General features: G+C 46.7%; 24 protein-coding genes and 1 pseudogene. 23 read left to right on the forward strand and 2 right to left on the reverse strand.

The features are described 5' to 3' along the window. Positions 1 to 46: 46 nt before the first annotated feature. The gene (locus A9E74_RS08100; RefSeq protein WP_141696784.1) at positions 47 to 250 is read left to right on the forward strand and encodes a winged helix-turn-helix domain-containing protein; all 204 of its coding nucleotides are present in this window, start codon (positions 47 to 49) and stop codon (positions 248 to 250) included. Here the strand turns inward: A9E74_RS08100 and A9E74_RS08105 are convergent. Next, positions 247 to 819 (reverse strand): Tll0287-like domain-containing protein, encoded by a 573-nt coding sequence (locus tag A9E74_RS08105; protein WP_069296127.1) that lies wholly within the window; start codon positions 817 to 819, stop codon positions 247 to 249. The genes A9E74_RS08100 and A9E74_RS08105 overlap by 4 nt on opposite strands. Before the next feature lie 22 nt (positions 820 to 841). Then, complete coding sequence (locus A9E74_RS08110; RefSeq protein ID WP_069296128.1) at positions 842 to 1,042, reverse strand: YgaP family membrane protein; 201 nt, start codon at positions 1,040 to 1,042, stop codon at positions 842 to 844. 157 nt (positions 1,043 to 1,199) lie between these two features. On the opposite strand from A9E74_RS08110, the gene parE reads away from it, so the two are divergent. The 22 genes and pseudogenes from parE (at position 1,200) to A9E74_RS08215 (ending at position 26,179) form a co-directional block, all read left to right on the forward strand. After that, a complete protein-coding gene (parE, locus tag A9E74_RS08115) occupies positions 1,200 to 3,098 on the forward strand; it encodes a DNA topoisomerase IV subunit B (protein WP_069296129.1) in 1,899 nt (632 codons plus the stop codon). Between the two features lie 14 nt (positions 3,099 to 3,112). Continuing rightward, a complete protein-coding gene (gene parC / locus A9E74_RS08120) occupies positions 3,113 to 5,353 on the forward strand; it encodes a DNA topoisomerase IV subunit A (RefSeq protein WP_069296130.1) in 2,241 nt (746 codons plus the stop codon). A gap of 53 nt (positions 5,354 to 5,406) precedes the next feature. Further along, a pseudogene (locus A9E74_RS08125) lies at positions 5,407 to 5,873 on the forward strand (DUF3305 domain-containing protein). After that, positions 5,870 to 6,184 (forward strand): hypothetical protein, encoded by a 315-nt coding sequence (locus tag A9E74_RS08130; RefSeq protein ID WP_141696785.1) that lies wholly within the window; start codon positions 5,870 to 5,872, stop codon positions 6,182 to 6,184. The pseudogene A9E74_RS08125 and the gene A9E74_RS08130 overlap by 4 nt, the downstream one beginning before the upstream one ends. 5 nt (positions 6,185 to 6,189) lie before the next feature. Further along, a complete protein-coding gene (locus A9E74_RS14930; RefSeq protein ID WP_281198092.1) occupies positions 6,190 to 6,324 on the forward strand; it encodes a hypothetical protein in 135 nt (44 codons plus the stop codon). Between the two features lies 1 nt (position 6,325). Next, positions 6,326 to 7,861: a 4Fe-4S binding protein gene (locus tag A9E74_RS08135; RefSeq protein ID WP_245652113.1), complete on the forward strand. Its 1,536-nt coding sequence runs from the start codon at positions 6,326 to 6,328 to the stop codon at positions 7,859 to 7,861. Between the two features lie 5 nt (positions 7,862 to 7,866). Next, on the forward strand, positions 7,867 to 8,442 hold the full coding sequence (locus A9E74_RS08140; protein ID WP_069296152.1) for a TorD/DmsD family molecular chaperone: 576 nt from the start codon (positions 7,867 to 7,869) through the stop codon (positions 8,440 to 8,442). 133 nt (positions 8,443 to 8,575) lie between these two features. Further along, positions 8,576 to 8,785 carry a Tat pathway signal protein gene (locus A9E74_RS08145; protein WP_069296133.1) on the forward strand — a complete coding sequence of 70 codons (210 nt, stop codon included), beginning with the start codon at positions 8,576 to 8,578 and terminating at the stop codon, positions 8,783 to 8,785. A 12-nt stretch (positions 8,786 to 8,797) separates the two neighbouring features. Further along, positions 8,798 to 11,671: a formate dehydrogenase subunit alpha gene (locus tag A9E74_RS08150; RefSeq protein WP_069296134.1), complete on the forward strand. Its 2,874-nt coding sequence runs from the start codon at positions 8,798 to 8,800 to the stop codon at positions 11,669 to 11,671. Between the two features lie 16 nt (positions 11,672 to 11,687). Then, positions 11,688 to 12,272, forward strand: a complete 585-nt coding sequence (gene fdh3B / locus A9E74_RS08155) for a formate dehydrogenase FDH3 subunit beta (RefSeq protein WP_069296135.1) — start codon at positions 11,688 to 11,690, stop codon at positions 12,270 to 12,272. A 2-nt stretch (positions 12,273 to 12,274) separates the two neighbouring features. Continuing rightward, positions 12,275 to 12,454 (forward strand): hypothetical protein, encoded by a 180-nt coding sequence (locus tag A9E74_RS08160; RefSeq protein WP_069296136.1) that lies wholly within the window; start codon positions 12,275 to 12,277, stop codon positions 12,452 to 12,454. 10 nt (positions 12,455 to 12,464) lie between these two features. Further along, positions 12,465 to 13,472 carry a formate dehydrogenase subunit gamma gene (locus A9E74_RS08165; protein ID WP_069296137.1) on the forward strand — a complete coding sequence of 336 codons (1,008 nt, stop codon included), beginning with the start codon at positions 12,465 to 12,467 and terminating at the stop codon, positions 13,470 to 13,472. 336 nt (positions 13,473 to 13,808) lie between these two features. Next, positions 13,809 to 15,506 carry an NAD(P)H-dependent oxidoreductase subunit E gene (locus A9E74_RS08170; RefSeq protein ID WP_069296138.1) on the forward strand — a complete coding sequence of 566 codons (1,698 nt, stop codon included), beginning with the start codon at positions 13,809 to 13,811 and terminating at the stop codon, positions 15,504 to 15,506. Beyond that, positions 15,506 to 18,307: a formate dehydrogenase subunit alpha gene (gene fdhF / locus A9E74_RS08175; protein ID WP_069296139.1), complete on the forward strand. Its 2,802-nt coding sequence runs from the start codon at positions 15,506 to 15,508 to the stop codon at positions 18,305 to 18,307. Before A9E74_RS08170 ends, fdhF begins: the two co-directional genes overlap by 1 nt. 123 nt (positions 18,308 to 18,430) lie before the next feature. Further along, positions 18,431 to 19,183 (forward strand): 5'/3'-nucleotidase SurE, encoded by a 753-nt coding sequence (gene surE, locus A9E74_RS08180; RefSeq protein ID WP_069296140.1) that lies wholly within the window; start codon positions 18,431 to 18,433, stop codon positions 19,181 to 19,183. Further along, positions 19,180 to 19,842: a protein-L-isoaspartate(D-aspartate) O-methyltransferase gene (locus tag A9E74_RS08185; protein WP_069296141.1), complete on the forward strand. Its 663-nt coding sequence runs from the start codon at positions 19,180 to 19,182 to the stop codon at positions 19,840 to 19,842. Before surE ends, A9E74_RS08185 begins: the two co-directional genes overlap by 4 nt. Further along, positions 19,839 to 20,414 carry a YqaA family protein gene (locus A9E74_RS08190; protein ID WP_069296142.1) on the forward strand — a complete coding sequence of 192 codons (576 nt, stop codon included), beginning with the start codon at positions 19,839 to 19,841 and terminating at the stop codon, positions 20,412 to 20,414. Before A9E74_RS08185 ends, A9E74_RS08190 begins: the two co-directional genes overlap by 4 nt. Position 20,415: 1 nt before the next feature. Then, positions 20,416 to 21,258 (forward strand): peptidoglycan DD-metalloendopeptidase family protein, encoded by an 843-nt coding sequence (locus tag A9E74_RS08195; RefSeq protein WP_069296143.1) that lies wholly within the window; start codon positions 20,416 to 20,418, stop codon positions 21,256 to 21,258. A gap of 88 nt (positions 21,259 to 21,346) precedes the next feature. Further along, positions 21,347 to 22,424, forward strand: a protein-coding gene (gene prfB, locus A9E74_RS08200; RefSeq protein ID WP_141696786.1) for a peptide chain release factor 2 whose coding sequence is annotated in 2 segments (ribosomal slippage) — positions 21,347 to 21,400 and positions 21,402 to 22,424 — 1,077 coding nt in all. Because the reading frame shifts where the segments join, the coding sequence is not laid out codon by codon here. 11 nt (positions 22,425 to 22,435) lie between these two features. Continuing rightward, positions 22,436 to 23,929: a lysine--tRNA ligase gene (gene lysS / locus A9E74_RS08205; RefSeq protein ID WP_069296144.1), complete on the forward strand. Its 1,494-nt coding sequence runs from the start codon at positions 22,436 to 22,438 to the stop codon at positions 23,927 to 23,929. 135 nt (positions 23,930 to 24,064) lie between these two features. Further along, positions 24,065 to 25,741 carry a type I restriction enzyme HsdR N-terminal domain-containing protein gene (locus A9E74_RS08210; RefSeq protein WP_141696787.1) on the forward strand — a complete coding sequence of 559 codons (1,677 nt, stop codon included), beginning with the start codon at positions 24,065 to 24,067 and terminating at the stop codon, positions 25,739 to 25,741. 114 nt (positions 25,742 to 25,855) lie between these two features. Further along, positions 25,856 to 26,179, forward strand: a complete 324-nt coding sequence (locus tag A9E74_RS08215) for a transposase (protein WP_069296146.1) — start codon at positions 25,856 to 25,858, stop codon at positions 26,177 to 26,179. Positions 26,180 to 26,396: the final 217 nt, after the last annotated feature.

Here is a 26,396-nt window from a genome sequence, read left to right on the forward strand (position 1 = left end):
CGGCAGGTTGATAACAACGATTTACTTCAACAATATGAGGTTAGTGATGGAACAAATTATTGGGGATGCAGCAGGGAAAATTTGGAAATATTTACAACTAAACGGAGCGACCAGCACTACAAAACTGGCGACAGCTTGTGAACTTGATATTAAGCTGGTGCAACGGGCACTTGGTTGGTTGGCTAGAGAAGATAAGCTGGTGTCGATTCAAAAAGGTCGTACTGAAATTATCGACTTGAAAGAAAGTTAATCTGCCTTAGTAATTTCTTTCACACTAAACGCACCTCTGACACTGCCGATACTGAAGCCGGTGGCTTCATCGTCCGGGTAAAGTTTGTTTAATTCTGCCTGAATCTGCTCGGGTATTTTTTCACCGTGACAGGTAATGCAAACTAAATCAGTGCCGATGGCTTTCATTACGCGTCGTTGTTTTTGTCCATCAATATCAACTTGCTCGCTGAAACGCAGCTGTTTGATAGTTTCCCCTTTTTCCATACGTGTGTTGAAGTCTCTGAGCACCTTTTTTTCCCAATCATCAGCCCTGTTCTCTGGGTTTCTAACTTTCAATGAAGTACGGCTGACATCAAGATTGTATTTTTCGGAAACTTGCTGTGCCACTTTCGGGGCAATATCTTTACAAACAGCGATTGTTTTAATTGAACCATCAGTTTGCATTGATAGCATCAAAGCTGATTTGAGCGTTTCGGCAAATTCTTTTATTGCTTGATTGGCCTGTTTTTCAAAATACTTTGCATCGTCAGCATGGAGTGGTGCGGAAAATAATAAGATCGTTATAAAAAGAACCCGTCGAATATTCATAACATTACTCCGCGTTGAGTCATTAAAAGGCGTTGCCTTTAGGAATATTGAATTTTTTGAGTAACACCGCCAATGGACACAAACCGGTAAATGCTGCTTGTAACAAATTCAACCCTATAAACCCAGTGAACCACAGCCAGTAAATATGATGCAACTGTGAGAGTAATAAACTTATCAGAATAAAACTTCCTGCAAAAGCAAAAACCATTTTATCTATGTTCATGTTGCTTCCCTATTCAATAGATTAGTGTTTTCTAATATTAGGTAATAATTATATGTGATGCAAGCTTAGTTATTTCATTCCATGAGCTCAGATGCTTGTACATCTGGCTTTTATCCTGCTAACCTTCGGGCAACTTGAATTTTTTGACTAAGAGAAAATGACCAATATCTACGACGCTTCGGCAATTGAGGTTTTAACGGGATTGGATCCGGTCAGAAAACGGCCCGGAATGTACACCGATACCACAAGGCCGAATCATCTGGCTCAGGAAGTCATTGATAATAGCGTCGATGAAGCCATCGCCGGTCATGCGACCAATATTGAAGTCATCCTGCATCCCGACAATTCGCTAGAAGTCATCGATGATGGCCGCGGTATGCCAGTGGATATTCATCCTGAAGAAGGCGTGCCCGGTGTTGAAGTTATCCTGACCCGTTTACATGCTGGTGGTAAGTTTTCCAATAAAAATTACCGGTTTTCCGGTGGTCTGCATGGCGTAGGTGTCTCTGTTGTAAATGCCTTATCCAAACGTCTGGAAGTCAATATCCGCCGTGATGGCGTTAGTTACAGTATTGCCTTTGAAAATGGTTTGTTAGTTGAATCTTTAAAAGAAACCGGAACGGTCGGCAAAAAAAATACCGGCACCAGTGTACGCTTCTGGCCAGATACCAGTTTCTTTGATGCCCCTAGATTTCTGGTTTCCCGACTGCGTCATGTGCTGCGAGCCAAAGCAGTATTGTGTCCCGGTCTGGTTGTTACCTTCGAAGATTTAAGTGGTGCCGAAAAACAAAATGATCGTTGGTGTTATGAAGATGGTTTGAACAGTTATCTAGCTAATGCGATGACTGATGTTCCCTGTGTGCCAGCTAAACCGTTTGTCGGACATTTTGCTGATGAAATTCAAGAAGTTGACTGGGCTTTGATGTGGCAGCTTGAACCGGCTGAAGTCATCGCTGAAAGTTATGTGAATCTAATTCCAACTGCCCAGGGCGGTACTCATGTCAATGGTTTGCGTTCAGGTCTGCTGGACGCCTTACGTGAGTTTTGTGAGTTTCGCAGCCTTTTACCGCGTGGGGTAAAACTTTCTGCAGAAGATATCTGGGAACGTTGTAGCTACGTGTTGTCAGTCAAATTGCAGGATCCCCAATTTTCCGGTCAGACCAAAGAACGTTTATCGTCCAGACAATGTGCCGGGTTTGTGGCCGGTGCCGTAAAAGATTCGTTTAGCCTATGGCTTAATCACCATATTGAAGATGGTGAAAAAATTGCTGAGCTGGCGATAAATAATGCTCAATCACGCTTAAAACAAGCCAAAAAAGTAGTGCGTAAACGGGTGCAATCCGGCCCGGCATTACCCGGCAAACTCGCCGACTGTACTTCTCAGGATCCAGCCCGTACCGAACTGTTTCTAGTGGAAGGGGATTCTGCTGGCGGCAGTGCCAAACAAGGTCGGGATCGCGTATTTCAAGCCATCATGCCGCTACGCGGTAAAATCTTAAATACCTGGGAAGTAGAAGCTTCTCAAGTGTTGGCTTCACAAGAGGTTCATGATATTGCAGTTGCAGTAGGTGTGGATCCCGGCTCAGATGATCTTACCGGTCTGCGTTACGGCAAAATCTGTATCCTGGCCGATGCTGACTCAGACGGTGCACATATCGCCACTTTGTTATGTGCGTTATTTGTTCGTCATTTCCGGCCGTTGGTTGAAGCCGGACATATTTGTGTCGCCATGCCGCCTTTGTATCGGATCGATGTTGGCAAACAAGTTTTCTACGCGCTGGATGATGAAGAACGCAAAATCATTCTGGAACGTATTGAGCGTGACAAAATAAAAGGCAAAGTAAGTACCCAGCGCTTTAAAGGCCTGGGTGAGATGAATCCTTTGCAATTACGTGAAACCACCATGGCACCTGATACTCGCCGGCTGATTCGTCTGACCATCGATGCGGAAGACGATACATTTATGATGCTTGATAAATTGCTGGCCAAAAAACGGGCTGGTGATCGCAAAATCTGGCTGGAACAGCATGGCGATTTGGCTGATGGTTTAATCTGAACTGAGAATTTTAAATGAGTGCATTAGTCGACGATCTGGAACAGCAACCGCTACGTGATTTTACCGAAAAAGCGTATCTGGGATATTCCATGTACGTCATTCTGGATCGGGCCCTGCCACATTTGGCTGATGGTCTGAAACCAGTCCAGCGGCGTATTGTTTATGCCATGTCCGAGCTTGGTCTCAGCGCAGTTTCCAAACATAAAAAATCTGCTCGTACCGTCGGTGACGTTTTAGGTAAATATCATCCGCATGGTGATTCCGCATGTTACGAAGCCATGGTGTTGATGGCCCAGCCTTTCTCATATCGTTACACCTTGATTGATGGTCAGGGCAACTGGGGTTCGATGGATGATCCTAAATCCTTCGCTGCGATGCGTTATACCGAAGCGCGACTGGCACCTTATGCTCAAACCTTATTAAGCGAATTGGGGCAGGGCACAGTCGAATGGATGCCTAACTTTGATGGCACCATGGATGAGCCACAATTACTGCCTGCACGTCTTCCGAATGTATTATTGAATGGCGCCACCGGTATTGCCGTGGGTATGGCAACTGACATCCTGCCGCATAACCTGCGTGAAGTGGTCAATGCCTGTCTGTTACTGCTCAAGTCACCTAAAAGCACATTAGATGATCTGTTAACCGAAATTCAGGGACCTGATTTCCCTACCGGCGGTGAAATAGTTTCATCACAAGCAGAAATCCGCCGTATCTATGAAACTGGCCATGGTTCGATTCGCCAACGCGCTTCTTACAAAGTCGAAGAACACGAAGTCATTATTCATGCGCTGCCATATCAGACCTCTGGTGCCAAAGTGTTGGAACAGATTGCCGCGCAAATGAACAATAAAAAACTGCCGATGGTGGCAGATTTACGTGATGAATCTGATCATGAGCAGGCAGTGCGGCTGGTCATTGTGCCGCGCTCCAATCGGGTAGATATCGAAAGTTTGATGCTGCATCTGTTTGCAACTACCGACTTGGAACGCAGCTACCGCGTCAATATGAACATGATCGGTCTGGACGGTCGGCCACAGGTTAAAAATCTGCTGCAAATGCTCAGCGAATGGCTGACTTACCGTATTGAAACCGTTCGTCGTCGCTTGCAATACCGTCTTGATAAAGTGCTGGATCGCATGCATGTGTTGGAAGGCTTGCTGATTGCCTATCTCAACATCGACGAAGTTATTGCGATTATTCGAAATGAAGATGATCCCAAAGCCGAGCTGATGGCGCGTTTTAATCTCAGTGATCGCCAGGCCGAATCGATTCTTGAATTACGTTTACGCCATTTGGCCAAGCTTGAAGAAATGAAACTTCAGGGTGAAATGGATGAGCTAAGCAAGGAGCGTAAAGCGCTGGAATTATTATTAAGCTCTGACACCCGGTTGAGATCTCTTATACGCAAAGAACTTACAGCCGATGCTGAAAAATATGGCGATGATAGACGCAGTGAAATTAAACAGCGTGATGCCGCCAAAGCATTGAGTGAAAATGAGTTATTGCCGACCGAACCGTTGACCATCGTACTTTCAGCCAGTGGCTGGGTGCGTGCCGCCAAAGGCCATGATGTGGATCCAGTGTCATTAAATTACCGAACTGGCGATCGCTATCTGGCATCGGTGAAAACCCGAAGTAATCAACAAGTGGTGTTTCTTGATGAAAGTGGACGCAGTTATTCACTGTCAGCCCATACTCTGCCGTCGGCAAGAGGTCAGGGGGAACCACTTAGTGGTCGTCTGCAATCAGCTGCTGAAGTACGCTTTATTGCGGTGATTGCGGCGGAAAGTGAACAGATGGTGTTGTTATCCAATACTGCCGGATATGGTTTTGTCACTCGCTTTGAAAATTTACTGGCCAAGAACAAAGCCGGTAAAGCGTTGTTCAATTTACCGGAAAAATCCAGTTTGTTGCCACCGTTGGTGTTGGATAGCAAAACACCACAGCAACTCGCTGTAGCAGCGGGTGATGGCCGTTTGTTAGTGTTCCCGGTCAGTGAAGTACCTGAGCTTAATAAAGGCAAAGGTGTTCGCCTGATCAATATTCCACAGGCCCGTTTCAGCAGTGGCCAGGAATGGTTGCAATCGGTGACGCTGGTTCCAGAAAATTACAGTCTGACATTACATGCCGGACGCCGGCATTTGACATTGAAAACAGCTGATTTGCAGCATTATGCCGGCGAGCGCGGTAAACGCGGTCATAAACTGCCTCGGGGATTACAAAAAGTAACTGCAGTCGAAGTAACCGAGTAAAAAACTCGGTTACTTGTTATCCTATTAGGCTCAAATCAATAAGCCTGATAGTGATGCTGGACTTACCTTCTGATCATTTTTCCGTTACTGCAGTATTGCTGAAAAAAGCCAGTCAGCACCGCTGGGCCAAGCATTCATGGTCATTGCTTGGAGTCATGCCAGGATTGAGTGAAGCCAAATTGTCCGATGCGCAGACTCAAGGTGAACTGCTACTTTTTCCTGATTTACATTTACGTTTATTCCGCCATTATTGCGAAAGTTATTACGTGAATCTGATGTCCGAGCAGGCCAAGATCTATTTCATCGGCCGGCTGGAAAATGATTCATTAACCCCGGTGTTGTTAACAGTGGATTTTGACGAGGCAGCTTCGTATATGGAGCTGGTGATCAAGTGTTTGATGCGCCCCTGCCGGATGAGTTGTGTATCTGGCTGGAACGGTTTCTGCTTTATCATTACGCCCCACAAGCTCCAAAGAAACGCCGTCGTCAACGCTGGAAAGACAACGAAGGAGGCGCATGATGAAAGAAAAATCGGCATCCGAGAATTTCTTATCACGATGGTCTCGGCGTAAACAACAGTCTGAAACGGCCCCAGAAACCGTAACTGAAAACGCGCCGGTTACAGAGCAAGCTGAGCCAGCAGTAGCAAAAGATCCAGCCGAATTACCTATCTGGCAACGTGAAGATGTTGACCCCGAAACCAAACAGCAGGCATTACGCGATTTATTCCGTAAACCCGGTTTTAACAAAACGACGGGCTTGAAGAATATGAAAATGACTACAACTATCATGCTTTTGCAGGCTTGGGCTCAGTGGTTACCCATGAGATGAAACGGATGTTGGAACGCCAGCTGGCGGCAGATGAAGCCACTGAACAGACAACTGAAACAACTTCAGCTCAAGACAGTGAATTAGAACAAGACATAAAACCGCGACATAATCGCGACGAAGAGGATAAGCCCATTGCATAACGTGGTTTTGGAAGCAGGCCGAATCGAAATTCATCCTGTGCAATTAATTGAATTTGAATCCCGTGGTCGTTTATTGATTATCGGCAGTGCCGAAGCGGTCTCTGCCGTAGCACCACATTGTCAGCTATTGACGATCAGTGCTGTGGTCACTGATGACGCAGCTATCAGTAGCGAGATAGTGACGGTTTTAAACAGTGATTTAGTTAGCTTAACCGGCTGGCTAGGCGAGTTTGACGCCATCGTTGCTGGTCAAAGCTTACGGTTTGATTTGATTCTGGATCTGAGTGATTCGCCAATTCTCAAACACAAGGTTTCACCATTAGGCTATTTTGCTCCCGGTGATAATCAACAAGCGTTGGCAGAAGCGCTACAGCAACTCCCCGATTTGATCGGTATTTTCGACAAACCGCGTTATTTCCAATACAAACCGAATATCTGTGCCCATTCCCGACGCGGCATCAGCGGTTGTAACCAATGTCTCGAAGCTTGTCCTGCTGAAGCCATCAGCCATGCTGGTGACGAAGTAAGAGTTGATCCGAATTTATGTCAGGGTTGTGGCAGTTGCGTAGCCGTTTGTCCGTCAGGCGCGATGAATTATGCACTACCGACGCTTGATGTCAGCCTGGAACGTTTACGATCAATGATGCAGCAATATGCTGAACTGGAAACGCAGTCGCCACATATTTTGATCCATGATGAAGCCAACGCGCAGACCTTGTTGGAAATGCGCGGCCATGAACTCGCAAATAATGTAATCACTTTTTCGATTGAAGAAATCGGTGCGTTGAGTATGCCATTCTGGCTAGCCGCAATGGCTTATGGCGCTGCGGATGTCACGGTATGGGATGCGCTGACTCACAGTGATCATGATTGGCTGGAACTGCAGCAGCAAATGCAATTAAGCAATGAATTACTGAAGGGCATGGGCTATCCAGCTGCGATTTATTGGCATCAAGGCAACGATTTCTCTGCATTGAAAAGCCATCTACAGCAGCTACCAGAAAGAGAAGCTGTCTCTCCAAGTCTTTTTGCCGGTATCGACAACAAACGCCGGGTCAGCACGATGGCCTTATCTCACCTGTATGAACAAGCACCTGCACCGCAAGCCGAAATCAAACTTGAAAAACCTTCACCATTTGGTGAAATTCTGGTCGATAAACAAGCCTGCACCTTATGTATGTCATGCGTTTCAGTCTGCCCGGTTGGTGCCTTGGTCGATGGCGTTGATAAACCCCAGCTCAATTTTATTGAAGATTTATGTGTGCAATGCGGTATTTGCGAAACCGCCTGTCCGGAAAATACTATTACGTTGGCACCACGATATCTTTATCAGCGGGATCAGGCGCGGCAGAAACGTTTGCTGCATGAGGAGGCCATTTTTCACTGCATCAGCTGTGCAAAACCGTTTGCCACGCAAAAGATGATCGATACCATTACCGCTAAATTAAAAGATCATCATATGTTTCAGGGAGCGGCTTTAGAACAATTAAAAATGTGTGAAGACTGCCGTGTTAAAGCCATGTTCAAAAAAGGGTGATGGCGATGGAAAATATCGAAGAAAATCAGTGGCGCGCCCAAACCTATGCCTTATTAGCAACATTGCTGGCGACACCTCCGCAGCAGGATCTGCTCGACAATATCAGCAGTCTGCAAGTCACGGAACCGGAAAGCCCACTCGGACAAGGCTGGCTGGCATTGATTGAAGCTGCCAAACAATTTACTGCTGAGCAAATTGCTGATGAATATCAAGTATTGTTTATCGGTCTGGCGCAAGGTGAGGTGATCCCTTACGGCTCGTATTATCAAAGTGGTTTTCTAAATGAAAAACCACTGGCCAGACTCCGTGTCGATCTTGGCAAGTTAGGATTAGAACGCCAGCAGGATAAAGCCGAACCTGAAGATCATATTGCCGGCGAGTGTGATGTCATGCGATTGATTTTGACAGCCAACGGTACACCAATCATTGATGACAAAAGCTTTTTTAACAGCCATTTACGTCCTTGGGCAGCTAAGTTTTTTAATGATTTAGCCAAAGCCAAAAGTGCTGGATTTTATGCCGGGGTCGCAATATTGGGTCAACAGTTTATCGAGGCGGAACTTCAACGTCTTGAAGTGTGACATATACTTTGAAATTGCCAGCGAATAACCTTGAACAGTGGTGCCGTCTGCGCGATAATTGTGACTCAATTTTTGTTGTCGACGCTGACAACTTCTTGCTTGTCACTGCATTGAATTTCATTCGGAGAAATCCATGACTGCAAAGCCATCAAACAGCCGCAGAGAGTTTCTGCACAAATTGACTGCCACAATTGGTGGAACGGCGACGCTGGCTTTGACAGCAAATACGCTGCAGGCGGCTCCGCAAAAAATTATTGAAACACCTAACGAACCTGTTCCTGCTGCAAAAGGTTATCAACATACCAAGCATGTTGATACCTACTATCAGCTGGCTGACTTTTAAAAGACTGACGTTATGAAACTGACTAAACGTGACCCGGCAGCCATCATCACTGGCGTTTCAGGCGTTAATCGTCGAACCTTCCTGAAAGGTTCAGGCATAGCCGCCGGTGGTGCCGCTTTTATGAGCATGTTGCCCACCGCGATGATTCAAAAAGCCGATGCAGCCGAACGCCGTCAAGCAGCTTATGACGAAGGTGAAATAACTCGGGTTCGCAGTGTCTGCAGTCATTGTAGTGTTGGTTGTGGTGTAACCGCTGAAGTACAAAATGGCGTTTGGATTGGTCAGGAGCCCAGCTTTGATCATCCGTTCAATCTTGGTTCACATTGCGCCAAAGGTGCCTCAGTTCGTGAACATGGTCACGGTGACAAACGTCTCAAATATCCAATGAAAAAAGTCGATGGCAAATGGCAACGTTTGTCATGGGAACAAGCCATTGATGAAATCGGCACCCAAATGCTGAACATTCGTGAAACCTCTGGTCCTGACTCGGTTTACTGGTTGGGTTCAGCAAAATTCAGCAACGAACAAGCCTATCTGTTCCGTAAGTTTGCGGCGTTCTGGGGGACCAATAACGTCGATCACCAAGCTCGTATCTGTCATTCCACCACAGTAGCCGGTGTTGCCAACACCTGGGGCTTTGGTGCAATGACCAACTCGTATAACGATATTCATAATTCCAAAGCCATTTTCATTATCGGCGCGAATCCAGCTGAAGCGCATCCGGTTTCACTGCAACATATTTTCCGTGGTAAAGAACGTGGTGCACCGATCATTGTTGTCGACCCACGTTTTAGTCGTACCGCGGCACATGCCGATCAATTTATTCGTATTCGCAGCGGTACTGATATTCCGTTTGTCTGGGGTATGTTGTGGCATATTTTTGAAAACGGCTGGGAAGATAAAACCTTTATCGAACAGCGCGTTTTTGGCATGGAAGAAATCCGTAAGGAAGTAGCAAACTGGCCTCCTGCGGAAGTTGAAAGAGTTACTGGTGCCAAAGAAGCAGATATTTACCAAGCTGCTAAAACCATGGCTGAACATCGTCCCGGTACGGTTATCTGGTGTATGGGTATTACCCAGCACACCGTAGGTAACAGCAACACCCGCGCTTTATGTATTTTGCAATTAGCACTTGGCAATATGGGTGTTTCCGGTGGCGGCACCAACATTTTCCGTGGTCATGATAACGTTCAGGGCGCGACGGATTTTGGTGTTGTTTCCAATAGTTTGCCAGGTTATTACGGTTTGGCAGAGGGAGCTTGGGAACATTGGGCCCGAGTCTGGAATGTCGAGCTGGATTGGATCAAACAAAAATTTGATCAAACCAAATACGAAGAAGTCGAAGGCACCATGGTGTCACCGATGTATACCAACGGTATTACCGTGTCACGCTGGATTGACGGCGTTTTAGAAAATAAAGATAACATCGAGCAGAATGACGCCATCAAAGCGATGGTGTTATGGGGACATGCTCCAAACAGTCAGACCCGTGGCCCGGAAATGAAAGAGGCGATGGAAAAACTCGACTTGCTGGTAGTTGTTGATCCTTATCCGACGGTTTCTGCCGTAATGAATGATCGCACTGATGGCGTGTATTTATTACCGGCCTCAACCCAGTTTGAAACCTATGGTTCATTGACCTCATCCAACCGTTCAGTGCAATGGCGTTTTCAGGTTATCAAACCATTATTTGAATCTTTGCCTGATCACACCATCATGTACAAATTCGCCAAGAAATTTGGCTTTGAACAAGAGCTGTGCAATCAGATTGAAGTAAATGGTGAAGAACCATTAATCGAAGATATTACCCGCGAATACAACAGAGGTATGTGGGCGGTGGGTTATACCGGCCAGTCGCCAGAACGTTTGAAGTTGCAGTCTGAAAATCTGCATACCTTTAACACCACCACATTGAAAGCCGAAGGTGGCCCATGTGATGGTGAAACCTATGGCCTACCTTGGCCATGTTGGGGTACGCCGGAGATGAAACATCCCGGAACCCACATCATGTATGACAATTCTGTTCCTGTTGCTGAGGGCGGTGGACCGTTCCGTGCACGTTTCGGTGTCGAATATGATGGCGTTAATCTGTTATCTGAAGGATCCAGCACAGTAGGTGCAGAACTTACCGACGGCTATCCAGAATTTACCGCCGATATGCTCAAAGAATTGGGCTGGTGGGATGATCTGACGGCTGAAGAAAAAGCTGAAGCCGAGGGTAAGAACTGGAAAACCGATTTGTCCGGCGGTATTCAACGAGTTGCTATCAAACATGGCTGTGCACCGTATGGTAATGCTAAAGCTCGGGCGATAGTCTGGCAGTTCCCGGATCCAGTGCCAATTCACCGTGAACCGCTTTACACAACTCGTCGTGACTTGGTGGAAAAATATCCAACCTATGAAGATCGTCGCAGCTTCTATCGTCTGCCAACTCGTTATGGATCAATTCAGGCACAGGATTTCAGCAAAGATTTCCCATTAATCATGACCAGTGGTCGATTGGTGGAATATGAAGGGGGCGGTGAGGAAACCCGCTCTAATCCTTGGTTGGCTGAATTACAACAAGACATGTTTATTGAAATCAATCCAGCTGATGCCAACAATGCTGGTGTTAAAGATGGTCAGCAAGTTTGGGTAGATGGTCCTGAAGGCGGAACCATCAAAGTTATGGCAATGGTCACTCAGCGTGTAGAACGCGGTGTCGTATTTATGCCATTCCACTTTGGCGGCCATTATCAGGGTAAAGATTTGATTGATAACTATCCGGAAGGCACTGTGCCGCATGTTCGTGGTGAATCGTGTAACACCGTATTCACCTATGGTTATGATTCTGTTACGGCGATGCAGGAAACCAAAGTTTCCCTCTGTCGTATCCGTGCTGCCTGATTAAGGGGATTGCTAAATGGCTCGAATGAAGTTTTTGTGTGATGCCGAGCGTTGTATTGAATGCAATGCCTGTGTCACCGCCTGTAAAAATGAACATGAAGTACCTTGGGGCATTAACCGTCGTCGGGTCGTCACCATTGATGATGGTATTCCAGGCGAAAAATCCATCTCAGTCGCCTGTATGCATTGTACTGATGCGCCATGTCAGGCTGTTTGCCCAGTAGATTGTTTCTACACTACGGCTGATGGTGTCGTATTACATGACAAAGATATTTGCATTGGATGTGGCTACTGCTTTTATGCTTGCCCGTTTGGTGCGCCGCAATATCCTCAAGAAGGCGCTTTTGGTGCCCGCGGTAAAATGGATAAATGCACATTCTGTGCTGGCGGTCCTGAAGAAGATAATTCTGCTGCAGAAGTTGAAAAATATGGCCGTAACCGTTTAGCCGAAGGTAAATTACCATTGTGTGCTGAAATGTGTTCGACCAAAGCGTTGATTGCCGGTGATGGTGATATCGTTGCTGACTTGTTCCGTAGCCGTGTAGTGCGTCGTGGCGGCCGTCCTGATAACTGGGGTTGGGCAACAGCCTACAAGGATTAATCATGAAACTGATGGTTTTTTTGCTTGGCGCATTTCTGCTGACTGCCTGTTACGAAGACACTGATGTAACCATGCACAAAGCCGGTGTTTATAAAGGCAAAGAAGATAATCATGCTATGTCTGCCGAGGAACGTGCTGAAGTGCTGAAGCAACGTTTCAACAGCGTTCAAACGGATCGCTAACGGAGAGAGCATGTCTGCATCTGCTGCTATGACCAATCGTAAAAAAACATCGCTCTGGGCGATGCTGATCATCGTATTGGCAATTCTGGTATTACCATTAACCGGTTATCTGTATGTCAGTGTCACTGATCAACCGACAGCGGTTGAGCAGACCAATCCGCGAGCCGATACTTGGAGACAAGTGCGTGAGGGCAACAAAGGCTACAGTGCAGTAACAGGCCAGGAAACCAATGTATTGATTCAAGGTGCCGGTCAAAACTGGCGTCAATTGCGTAATGGTCCTATTGCAACATATGGTGCCTGGTTACTTAGTGGTGTTCTGGTGATCCTCGCCGCATTTTACTTGTTGCGTGGTGAGGTCAAACTCAATCATCCACGAACCGGCAGAACCGTTGAACGCTGGACTTTAAACGAACGTCGTTTGCATTGGACTACCGCTACGCTATTCATCCTGTTGGCTATCACCGGTCTGAGTTTGTTATACGGCCGTTATGCTTTAATTCCATTACTTGGTTATCCAGGATTTTCTGCCTACGCTACCGCGGCCAAATGGATACATAATGTATTAGGCCCGGTGTTTATGGTCGCTTTGTTTATCATTCTTATTAAATGGTTCAAACAGAATCTATTTACCAAAGTGGATATTCAGTGGTTTAAAGACTTTGGCGGCATGATCGGTGATAAGCATCCCTCTGCTGGCAAATTCAATGGTGGTGAAAAACTCTGGTTCTGGACCTTGGCAAGTGCTGGTGTTGCATTGTGTTTTTCAGGTCTGGTTTTGGATTTCCCTAATTTTGGCCAAGAGCGTTTCGTTATTATTGTTGCCCACCTGATTCATATCCTGACAGCGATGCTGTTGATGGCATTTTCTCTAGGCCATATTTATATCGGTACCATTGGAACTGAAGGTGCACTGGAAGGCATGACGACGGGACATGTAGATGTTGCTTGGGCAGAACAGCATCATGATTTGTGGTTAAAAGAGCTCGAGCAGCAAGAGCAAAACCCCAAGCATTAATTTGCGCAAACTGGATACTTGTTAACAGCCGAGCGGTGAAAACTGTTCGGCTGTTGTCATTTTTGGGGTCATTTATAAAACAATTTTATGATCCAATTTGGATCAAAATTACTGTCACCCTGATAAGTTTTTCCTTGCCATCCAGTCAATCTGCATCTAATTAGTGCATTTTTGACCAACATCAAATGCCTCATTGCCTATCAATATTCAAAAGCCTGATTTAGCTTTACTTTTTGCTCATCTCCACACTTCACATCAACCCTTAGCCATGATAGTTTTGACTGGTTTTTTAATATAAAAGCCAAAGCAGGCTACGAAGTGAGAGAGGGGCAGTACATGATCGATCAACCCATCAGTGCTCAAAAAACTGGTAAAAAAACCAAGTTGGCACGGATTACCAGTAAAGGTCGGCAAATTAATCCGAAAGCACTGGCGGAAGTACGGCAGTTACTTGGCGATGCATCCAGACAAAAAGATTTACTGATAGAACATCTGCATAAAATTCAGGATTTTTACAAACATATTTCAGCCAATCATCTAGTAGCTCTAGCCTACGAAATGAAATTATCACGAGCTGAAGTTTACGAAGTTGCCACCTTTTATCATCATTTTGATGTAATCAAAGAAGGCGATGCCATTCCTGCCGATTTAACTGTCCGTGTCTGTGACTCAATGAGTTGTGGCATGGCCGGAGCCGAAGATCTGGTCAGTTCCCTTGAATCGGCAATGGGCGAAAAAGTCCGGGTACAGCGGGTTCCATGTATTGGTCGTTGTGACAAAGCACCGGTCGCCGTTGTCGGTATGCATCCGGTGGAATTTGCTGATGTTCAAAAGGTTGATGAGCTGGTTGAAAAAGGCGTAACTGAACCGGAAACCCTGGCGCCAATTTTGTTTGAACAATATCTGGCAAATGGTGGTTACACCATTTATCAGCAATGCATTGCCGGTCAGCATGATGTGAATAATGTGCTCGATATGATGGATGATTCTGGGCTGCGTGGTTTAGGTGGTGCAGGTTTCCCGGTAGGCCGTAAATGGCGCATTGTGCGTGACCAACCTGCGCCGAGATTAATGGCCGTCAATATTGACGAAGGCGAGCCGGGTACATTCAAAGACAAATATTATCTGGATCGTGATCCGCACTGCTTCCTTGAAGGTATGTTGATCGCCGCCTGGGCTGTCGGAATAGATGAAATCTATATTTATCTACGTGATGAATATGCGGCTATTCGCGTCATGCTGGAACAGGAACTCGCCAAGCTGCGTGCACATCCTCCCGTTCAAAATTTACCAACGATTTATTTACGGCGCGGTGCCGGAGCTTACATCTGTGGTGAAGAGTCAGCAATGATTGAATCCATTGAAGGCAAACGCGGCATGCCACGCTTGCGCCCACCGTTTGTAGCTCAAGTGGGTTTATTCGGTCGGCCGACGCTGGAACACAATATGGAATCACTGTATTGGGTGCGCGATATTCTCGAAAAAGGACCGCAATGTTTCACCGATCATGGGCGTCACGGCCGTAAAGGTCTGCGTTCATTCTCTGTTAGTGGCCGTGTTAATAAACCCGGCGTGCACCTCGCACCAGCCGGTATCACCATGCGTGAATTGATTGACGAATATTGTGGCGGCATGCTGGAAGGACATGAGTTTTATGGCTATTTTCCAGGCGGTGCATCGGGCGGTATTTTGCCAGCCTCTTTAGGTGATATTCCACTGGATTTTGATACGTTAAATGAATACGGCTGTTTTATCGGCTCGGCTGCGGTGATTGTTTTCTCTGATAAAGACAGAGCCCGCGATCTGGCTGTTAATGCCATGCATTTCTTTGAAGATGAGTCCTGCGGCCAATGTACGCCTTGCCGCGTCGGAACAGCCAAAGCAGTCACCTTAATGAAACAGGCTAAATGGGACGAACCATTGCTCGAAGAGTTGTCTCAAGTAATGGTAGATGCATCAATTTGCGGTCTGGGGCAAGCTGCTCCAAACCCACTGCGCTGCGTCGTCAAGTATTTCCCTGAGGAGTTGAAATAATGGCCACTCAATTACAAGACAGCGTAGAAATGGTCGAATTTACGCTTAACGGCCAGAAAATCAGTGCACGTGCTGATGAAACCATCTTAAAAGCCGCCGAGCGTGAAGGTATCGAAATCCCACATTTATGTTATTCCGAGCGTGAAGGCCAAGACGGTAACTGTCGTGCCTGCATGGTCGAGATTGATGGGGAGCGCGTTTTAGCACCTTCGTGCTGCCGTTATCCTGGCAATGATATGAAAGTGCAAACCAATAGCGAACGGGCTTTGCATTCACAACGCATGGTAATCGAACTGCTCAAATCCGATGTTTCCGAAAAACCGCATACACTGCATTCCGAACTGGATTATTGGGCCAGTAAATTAGAAGTCAGCACGCCGCGCTTCAAACCCCGTAAACAAGTCGCACCGGATTTATCGCATCCTGGTATCGCGGTGAATATGGATGCCTGTATTCAATGCACCCGCTGTTTACGTGCTTGCCGTGATGAACAAAATAACGATGTCATCGGCTTGGCCATGCGTGGCAGTCATACCGAAATAGTCTTTGATCTTGCTGATCCAATGGGTGAAAGCACCTGTGTTGCTTGCGGTGAATGTGTTCAGGCTTGCCCGACCGGTGCGTTGATGCCAGCCAATGAAGTGGCGATGGTTGAACCAGATCGTCAGGTTGAATCAGTTTGTCCATATTGTGGTGTAGGTTGTCAGCTGACCTACAACATTAAAGACGACAAGATTTTATATGTTGAAGGTCGTGATGGCCCAGCCAACCATGGACGTTTATGTGTCAAAGGACGATATGGTTTTGACTATGTGCATCATCCACACCGTTTAACCAAACCGCTTATCCGTCGTGAAGGGGCACCGAAATCCGGTGACTTTACGATGGAGCCTAACGATATCGATAAAATCTTCCGTGAAGCCACTTGGGAAGAAGCATTGGATATGGCGGCTAAAGGCTTCCTGAAAATTCGCGATGAAAAAGGCCCAAATGCTTTAGCCGGTTTTGGCAGTGCCAAAGGCAGTAACGAAGAAGCGTATCTTTTCCAGAAGCTGATCCGTACCGGCTTCAAAACCAATAATGTCGATCACTGTACCCGTCTTTGCCATGCTTCTTCGGTAGTGGCGTTGCTGGAATGTCTGGGCTCCGGTGCGGTATCCAATCCGGTGGCTGATGTTGATAAAGCTGATGTGATTGTGTTGATTGGTGCCAATCCGACGGTTAATCATCCGGTCGGTGCAACGTGGATGAAAAATGCACTGCGTGCTGGTACCAAATTGATTCTGTTGGATCCGCGTACTACTGAGTTATCCCGTCAGGCGACCCATCATTTGGCGTTTAAACCGGGCAGTGACGTGCCGATGCTTAATGCCATCATGCACGTCATTGTTGAAGAAAATCTGGTGGATAAAAACTTTGTTGCCGAGCGTACGCTGGGCTTTGAAGCAATGAAAAAACATCTGCAGAAATATTCACCGGAATTGATGGAACCGATTTGTGGCATTCCTGCACAAACCTTGCGTGAAGTGGCGCGTCTCTATGCCACAGCCAATACGGCAATGATTCTTTGGGGCATGGGCGTTTCCCAACATGTTCATGGTACCGATAATGCCCGTTGTCTGATTTCCTTGTCATTAATGACTGGACAGATTGGCCGTCCGGGCACCGGTCTGCATCCACTGCGTGGGCAAAATAATGTTCAGGGTGCTTCGGATATGGGGCTGATTCCTATGCGCCTGCCGGACTATTACAAAGTGCAAGATGACTCAGCACGCCACAAGCTTGAACAATTATGGGGTTCAGAAATTGATTCCAAACCTGGTTTAACGGTCGTTGAAATCATGGATGCAATCCATGAGGGCAAGTTAAACGGTCTATATATCATGGGTGAAAACCCGGCGATGTCCGATCCGGATGCCAACCATGCCCGTCAGGCATTGTCTGAGCTGGATATTCTGGTGGTGCAAGATATCTTCCTGACCGAAACGGCTTATCTGGCGGATGTTATTTTGCCAGCGTCAGGTTTCCCGGAAAAAACCGGTACTTTCACCAACACTGATCGACTGGTGCAAATGGGACGCACAGCCATCCCAATGCCCGGTGATGCACGTCAGGATTTATGGATCATTCAACAGATCGCCCAACGTATGGGGCTCGACTGGAATTACGATGGGCCCAAGGAAGTCTTTGATGAAATCCGTAAAGCGGTTCCATCGATGGGCGGTATTACCTGGGAACGTCTTGAACGTGAACATGGTGTGGTCTATCCATGTGAGCAGGAAGGTGATCCGGGTGAGCCAATTATCTTTACGGATCGTTTCCCGACAACTGATGGACGTGGCCTGTTTGTCCCGGCCGATATTGTTGAGCCGGATGAGCGTCCAGATGATGAATATCCGTATATCTTAATCACCGGTCGTATGCTGGAACATTGGCATACTGGTTCGATGACACGTCGTTCCAATGTTCTGGATGCCCTGGAACCGGAAGCGGTGGCAACTATCCATCCACTGACATTGGAAGAGATGAATGTCAGACCGGGTGAAATGGTGACTTTATCAACACGACGCGGTGAAGTATCTGTGGTGGCGCGGGTTGATGAAGCCGTACCGACTGGTGCGATATTTATGGCCTTCTGTTATTACGAAGCGGCGGTAAACAAGCTGTCTAATGCGGCTTTGGACCCAGCGGCCAAAATTCCAGAGTTCAAATATTGCGCCGTGAAGGTAACACCAGGCGGTGAACCACTGAAGTTTCATAGCTACGGTGGCGGTCAGTCGCAAAATAAATTAAGGCATTGAAACGGCCTCGGTGGCTTACATCACAAAAGGGCATGATTTCATGCCCTTTTTTATGTCATAACCGCGCATTCTTGCTAAGATAGCGGACGAATAATCTCTTGACGCAACAGGTCAAAAACATAAATGAAAATCCTCATTAGTAACGATGACGGCTACATGGCAAAGGGTATCCGCACATTGGCGCGTTCGCTTGCCGGTTTGGGGGAAATTACCGTGGTCGCTCCAGACCGTAACCGAAGTGGTGCCAGTAACTCGCTGACATTGGAAAATCCATTAAGACTGGATCGCATGGAAGACGGTGTTTACCGTGTGGAAGGCACGCCCACAGACTGTGTGCATTTGGCGATCACCGGCTTGCTGGAAGATGAACCCGATATGGTGGTTTCAGGCATAAATGCCGGCGCTAATCTGGGTGATGACGTACTTTATTCCGGCACTGTAGCTGCTGCCATGGAAGGGCGCTTTCTCGGATTACCGGCGATTGCTATTTCACTGGCAAGTTTTGAAGGCAAACATTACGAAACTGCCGGTTGGGTCGCACAACAATTAGTCGAAAGACTTAAATCTGTAGCATTACCCGCCGATACTATTTTGAATGTAAACGTGCCTGATTTACCGATTGAAGAAATTATCGGCTTTGAAAGCACTCGTCTCGGACATCGTCACAGAGCCGAGCCGGTAATAAAAGAATTTGATCCGCGCGGCAGACCGATGTACTGGATAGGTCCAGCAGGACAAGAACAAGATGCCGGACCAGGCACCGATTTTGATGCGGTTCGCCGTGGCGCAGTTTCGGTCACGCCATTGCAAATTGATTTGACTCGATACGATGCTATTGATGGTGTTTCACGGTGGTTGGAAAGCACTTTGCCATGATTGCCGATCCTCGCGGAATAGGAATGACATCGCAGCGGACGCGGGATCGTTTGATCCAGCGCCTGCAAGAGCGAGGTATCAAAAATATTCATTTATTGGCAGTGATGCGCCAGTGCCCGAGGCATTTGTTTGTTGATGAAGCCTTGGCCAGCAGAGCCTATGAAGACACAGCATTACCGATTGGCCTCGGCCAGACTATTTCGCAGCCATATATCGTGGCGCGGATGACCGAAATTCTATTGCAGGATGGTCCGAGAAATAAGGTATTGGAAATCGGTACAGGGTCGGGCTATCAGACAGCGGTGCTTTCAGCATTAGTGCCCAGAGTGTTCAGCGTAGAACGTATTGCCCCTTTACTGAAGCAGGCAAGGGAACGTTTTTATGAGTTAAAGCTTAATAATATTCGCCTTAAACACAGTGATGGCAGCTGGGGTTGGCCGGAAAATGGTCCTTACGATGGCATTATTGTCACTTGTGGTGCAGAGCAGATTCCACCAACCTTGCTGGAGCAACTGGCTCCGGGAGGACGATTGGTTATCCCTGTCGGTGGCAGCAAAGGACAAATTTTAAAAGTGATTGATCGCGTTGGCGGTAAATTTGAAGAAACGGAATGGGACGCCGTTAGTTTTGTCCCACTGTTAAGTGGACAGATTGGATGAAATTATTTTCCGGGCTTTACGCAAGAGTCATGCAATGGGCAAGGCATAAATATGCCACCTATTGGTTAGCACTGGTCAGCTTTACCGAGTCCTCATTTTTTCTGATTCCGCCAGATGTCATGCTGGCACCAATGTCATTAGCCAGACCCGATAAAGCCTGGTTTTATGCTGGCCTGACCACTGTAGCCTCAGTTTTAGGCGGATTACTAGGTTACCTGATTGGCTTATTTGCTTTGCAAATGGTTGAGCCATGGATCATTCAGTTTGGTTATGTCGAAGCCTATGAGACAGCCCAACAATGGTTTGCTGATTATGGCTTCTGGGCCATATTTTTAGCGGGATTTACGCCAATTCCCTACAAGATATTTACTATTGCTGCCGGTGCCGTTGGCATGTTGTTACTGCCATTTATTCTCGGCTCATTAATCGGTCGCGGCATGCGGTTTTTCCTGGTGGCGGGTTTAATGAAGTGGGGCGGCAAGCCGTTCGAAGAAAAATTGCATTTGTGGGTGGATCGCCTTGGTTGGTTAACGGTGGGGTTATTAGTCCTGGCCTACTTTATTTTTATGTAATATGAAGTTTTTAACGAGCTTATTAATACTTTTATTGACGGCATGTAGTGGTGGCAGTGCATTAGCACCGATCGGCCGTGAAGGTGAAAGCCGTACGCAACCTCGGCCTCAGTCTCAGGCAGCCCCGACTCCGGCCCCGAATAGCTACACCGTGAAACGCGGTGATACCCTGTATTCGATCAGTTTCCGTTATGGCATGGACTATCGTGATGTGGCGCGTATTAACGGTATTCGAGCGCCATACACCATTTATGTCGGGCAACAAATTAAATTCACCGGTGCGCCGACGACTACCACTGCAACCCGTCCTGCCCCTGCACAAACACGGCCAAGCCAACCTTCTACACCGTCGGTAACACGGCCTTCAACGCCTTCACAGGCAACAAGACCTTCTACCGCCACACAAACACCGCAGGCTCGACCATCAACACCTGCTGTAACTACTTCTCCAGCAGTGACTGGTGCTAATGAAAGTATGGTTTGGCGCTGGCCAACGGATGGTCGTGTGGTCTCAACCTTTTCTGAATCTGGTCCCGGTAGAAAAGGCATTAATATCGTTGGCAAACCCGGTCAAGCGATAACAGCCGCCGCTGATGGCACTGTGGTTTATAGTGGCGATGGCTTGCCACGCTACGGTAATTTGTTGATTATCAAACACAATGACACGTATTTAAGTGCCTATGCACACAACGATACGTTGCTGGTAAAAGAAGGCGATAAGGTGAAAAGTGGTCAGCGGATTGCCACCTTAGGTCGCTCTGGTACTCAGACCGATCAACTGCATTTTGAAATCCGCCGTAACGGTAAACCGGTCGATCCATTACGTTTTCTACCTAAACAATAAACCCCGTATTCCGTTACAATACCGGGTTTGCTACGGCAACATTATCAATCAATATCAATGAGGTATTAGCGTGGAACTCGGCGCGACGATGCAACGAATTAAAACTCTCCGCGATCGCAGTGACGATCTCAGGGGGTATCTTTGACTTCGATACCAAGGCAGAACGCCTAGTAGAAGTCACCCGCGAGCTGGAAGATCCAGCCGTGTGGAATAATCCAGAAAACGCTCAGAAACTCGGACAAGAACGCTCAAGCCTGGAGCGAATCGTTAAAACCCTGTCTTCGCACAGTGAAGTTTTAGACGATGCAAAAGACCTGCTCGAACTCGCTGTAGAAGAAAACGATGAAGACACCTTCAATGCGGTGAATGCTGATCTGGACGAGCTGGAAAAAGGTCTGGAAAAACTCGAATTCCAACGCATGTTCTCCGGCAAACTCGACGCCAACAGCGCCTATCTCGATATTCAATCCGGCTCTGGTGGTACTGAAGCACAGGACTGGGCCAATATTATTCTGCGTATGTATCTGCGTTGGGGCGAAGCTCAGGGTTACAACGTCACCTTGATGGAAGTCTCTGCAGGTGAGGTTGCCGGTATTAAATCGGCCACTGTGCGTTTTGAAGGCGAATATGCATTTGGTATGTTGCGTACCGAAACCGGTGTACATCGTCTGGTGCGTAAATCACCGTTTGATTCCGGTGCCCGTCGTCATACCTCATTTGCTTCGGTGTTTGTCTATCCGGAAGTCGATGACACCATTGAAATCGATATTAATCCGTCTGATTTACGTATTGATACCTACCGCTCAAGCGGTGCTGGTGGTCAGCACGTTAACACCACCGATTCGGCAGTACGTATTACCCACGTACCCACCAACACCGTGGTCCAATGTCAGATGGAACGCTCACAGCATAAAAACCGTGACCAGGCGATGAGCCAGTTACGCGCCAAACTGTATGAGCTGGAATTACAAAAGCAAAACGAAGTGAAACAAGCCGCCGAAGAATCCAAATCGGATATCGGCTGGGGCAGTCAAATCCGCTCCTATGTACTCGATCAATCACGCATCAAAGATTTACGTACCGGTGTCGAAACCGGAAACACGCAGGCGGTTCTGGATGGCGATCTGGATCAATTCATTGAAGCCTCACTCAAATCAGGTTTATAAGCGAATCCAACATGACCCAAGAAACAGAATTTGACGAAAACCGACTGATTGCTCAACGTCGTGAAAAACTGGCGACCATTCGTGAGCAAGGCAATGCCTTCCCCAATGATTTCCGTCGCAATGTGATGAACGGTGAGTTACAAACCGAATATGCCGAATGGGATGGCGATCAACTCAAAGCCACACCACGCCGCGTCGCCATTGCCGGTCGGATGATGACCAAACGGGTGATGGGTAAAGCCAGCTTTGCTACCGTGCGTGATATGTCCGGTGATATCCAGCTTTATGTCGCGCGTGATGAATTACCAGAAGGCGTTTACCCACAATTCAAAACCTGGGATAACGGCGATATCATCGCCGCCGAAGGTACCTTGTTTCGTACCCAAAAGGGTGAATTGTCGATACATGTCGAAACCATCAAATTACTGACCAAATCACTACGTCCATTACCGGAAAAATTCCACGGTCTGTCCGATATGGAAACCCGCTATCGCCAGCGTTATGTCGATCTGATCATGAACGAAGCCAGCCGTGAAACCTTCCGGATTCGCACCAAAGTGATCGATGGCGTGCGTCGTTACCTGATGGATAAAGACTACCTCGAAGTCGAAACGCCGATGATGCAAGCCATTCCCGGCGGTGCCACAGCCCGACCCTTCACCACTTATCACAATGCGTTAGATATGGACCTTTTCCTACGTATCGCACCGGAACTGTATCTGAAACGACTAATTGTCGGTGGCTTCGAACGGGTGTTTGAAATCAACCGTAATTTCCGTAATGAAGGTCTGTCCACTCGTCATAATCCTGAATTCACCATGGTCGAGTTTTATCAGGCCTATGCCGATTTCAATGATCTGATGGATCTCACCGAAGATATGCTGCGTACTGTGACCCAAAATGTATTGGGCAGCAGCCAGGTACATTACCAAGGGCTGGATATTGATTTTGCCCAGCCATTTGATCGCATGACCGTCAAAGATTCCATCCTGCATTTCAACCCGGATCTGAAAGCCGAACAACTCGACAGTATCGAAGCGGCCAGAGAAGTGGCCCAAGGCTTGGGAATACCACTGAAAGACAGCTATGGTCTTGGCAAAGTACAAATCGAAATCTTCGAAAAAACTGTCGAACATCAACTGATGCAACCGACCTTTATCACTGCCTATCCAACCGAAGTATCACCATTGGCAAGACGCAGTGATAACGACCCATTTGTCACCGACCGTTTTGAATTCTTCGTCGGTGGCCGTGAAATCGCCAATGGCTTCTCGGAATTAAACGACGCCGAAGACCAGGCCGAACGCTTCAAAGCCCAGGTCGCCGAAAAAGATGCCGGTGATATCGAAGCCATGCACTACGACGCCGACTATATTCGTGCTCTCGAATACGGCATGCCGCCAACAGCGGGTGAGGGGATTGGTATTGATCGACTGGTGATGTTATTGACTGACTCACCGTCGATTAGGGATGTTTTGCTGTTTCCTCATATGCGGCCTGAGTAAACTCTAGATCTTCATCCTGCGAATACGGGAATCCAAACAAACGGGCTTAAAGCCCGTTTGTTTGTTTCAAGGTATATTTGCCTATAATCTCTAGGTATGGATTACTTTGAGATCCAACTTCAACGGGACAAAAATGTGTCAAAAGAACGCCTGCTTAATCGTCTAGCAAATCTGTCATTTAAGAGTGAAGATGATGTTCGTGAAGAGTTTGTTACGCCACTCCTTCGGCTATTAGGTTTTGATCACGTACGCGGTGAAGTCATTCGAGGTAAGAATCTCTCAACTCCCTACCAGTCAGGCACTAAGCGAAAGGAGTATATAGTTCCAGATTACATGGTTATATCGGATGGAATAATCCATCTGGTGCTCGATGCAAAGAAGCCTAATCAGGATTTAAGTCAAGATTTAAGTCAGGTTGTACTGGATCCCGTATACATAGGACAGGTGCACAGCTATGCATCTCATCGAGAAGTGCAAGCTCCGTATTTTATAGTTACAGATGGATGTGCGTTAGCGATTTTTGATACGACGAAGACGACATTTGAGCCATTATGTTTGATCTATCAGAGCGAACTCTCAACTCGATACAATGAATTAGAATCAATCGTCTCTAAGAAATCTATAGCACGTGTCCTCGAAATGAGGATGCCGTTGAAGTGGGTAATCCCAGTTAGACAAAAGGAAGTAGGTTTTCAACCCATCAATATTGATGTTGGTGACATTAATCAAGACGGACTTCCAAAGATAGCAATTGCTCTTAGTGAAAACCAAATTCCGATCATAAACTCACGAGGTGAACAAACAGCATCAATAGAAACGAGTGGATGGGTATGGTGGGTGAAGTGTACTGGCGCTCAAGAGCCAGACGAGGCTACGCTTATTGCAATCCAGAAGGACAGCGGTGCCAATGATCTTACTGGTCGTATTCTAGGCATCCAGGGCGATAGGATAATTTGGTCACATACATTGTCACGCGCAGGCTCTGGATTTGAGGAGCTTGATAGAATCGTTGTTGACCTGCAGCGTAGCTGCATAGTTTTTGGAGTTGCATGTGATAATACCATTCAATCTATAACTTTGAACGGGAAGTTTTTATGGAGTGTCAGAGTAACTGAAACACAGACATCGGGGTCAATCATGCATGTTTATGGTTACCATATGCACAGTGTATTGGTCACAGCTGGATTTCAGAGTTACGGGGTTTTAGCTGAGATAGATGTAGACACGGGCCGCATAATACGTAAGGTAGACTTGTCGTTTAGGGGAGCTGAGATTGCTGCATTAGACAGGGGTAAAGAGCAAATAGTTGTATCCAATGCAGATGCTGGGGAGGTCGTACTCATCGATTTAACGGGGAAAGTTCCACCCCAGATAGTATGGAATGATCCTGATACCCGTAATCCACGCATTGCAGTAAATCCTGAGCTTGGAGTTCTTTTGATTGCAGGAAAAGACAAGATTGTCTCTTTCAGTATTGAAGACATTCTCAGCGGTGCATTTAAGCCTTTAGTAGTTATCGACGTTGTTAAAGGTAACATCAATAGATTGTCGTGGTTGGAAACTGCTGAAGGACCTCGAATTTTAGCGTCAACTGTCGGTACTTGGGCCTATCCCAATCCAAATGGTATTCATGTCATCACCCCTGAAGGCATCGTGGAAGCGCAGTACTTCTTGTCATCGGAAATAATTGCTGATTATGGTCTTACGGGAATTCGAGATGTGAGAGCAACAATTTTATCTCGTGAGAACACTATCGATATCATTGCGGTCGCCGATGACTGCCAATTGTATGTGTGGAACCCGAATCCGTGAAAGAACCAAAGAGGAAAAGTAAAAATCAAGGGGTCAGCCAACTTGATTTAGTTTGATTCCTCATACTCATTTAGTAAAGTAGACAAAAACTTATCGCTACAAGGATGTAACGACATGGCAAGACTTCCCCGGTTGGTACTACCCGATCAGCCTCTGCACATCATGCATCGAGGTAATAATCGTCAAAACATATTTGAAAATGAAGAGGATATGGCTCGTATTCTCGATGATATTGCAGAGTCACGGGCTAAAACTGACTGCCAGCTTCATGCCTATGTCGTCATGACAAATCACCTGCATTTACTCCTTAGCCTCAAAGATAAACATGAACTTACTGTATTTATGCAGTCGATGACGAATCGATATGTGAGATATTTTAATGCCAGCCGAAAACGTACAGGTACTATTTGGGAGAACCAATGGGGTCAGAGTGTTTGATTTTCTTGATTGCCTGAACCTTTCGCTTTAAAAATCTAACTGACTATAATTGAGATGTCATCACAAAAGAATTATAAATAAATCAAATTTGCATCAAATATGATTCTAACGTAAAGTGGCTTCATCGTAACTATGGAAATGTTTTTATGAACGATTTAAAAAATTTGATCAGGAAGTCAAAAACAACACGAAAAGAACTTGTAGCCACAACAGTTCG

It is taken from the genome of Methylophaga muralis (assembly GCF_001720165.1).
In the GTDB taxonomy this organism is placed as follows: domain Bacteria; phylum Pseudomonadota; class Gammaproteobacteria; order Nitrosococcales; family Methylophagaceae; genus Methylophaga; species Methylophaga muralis.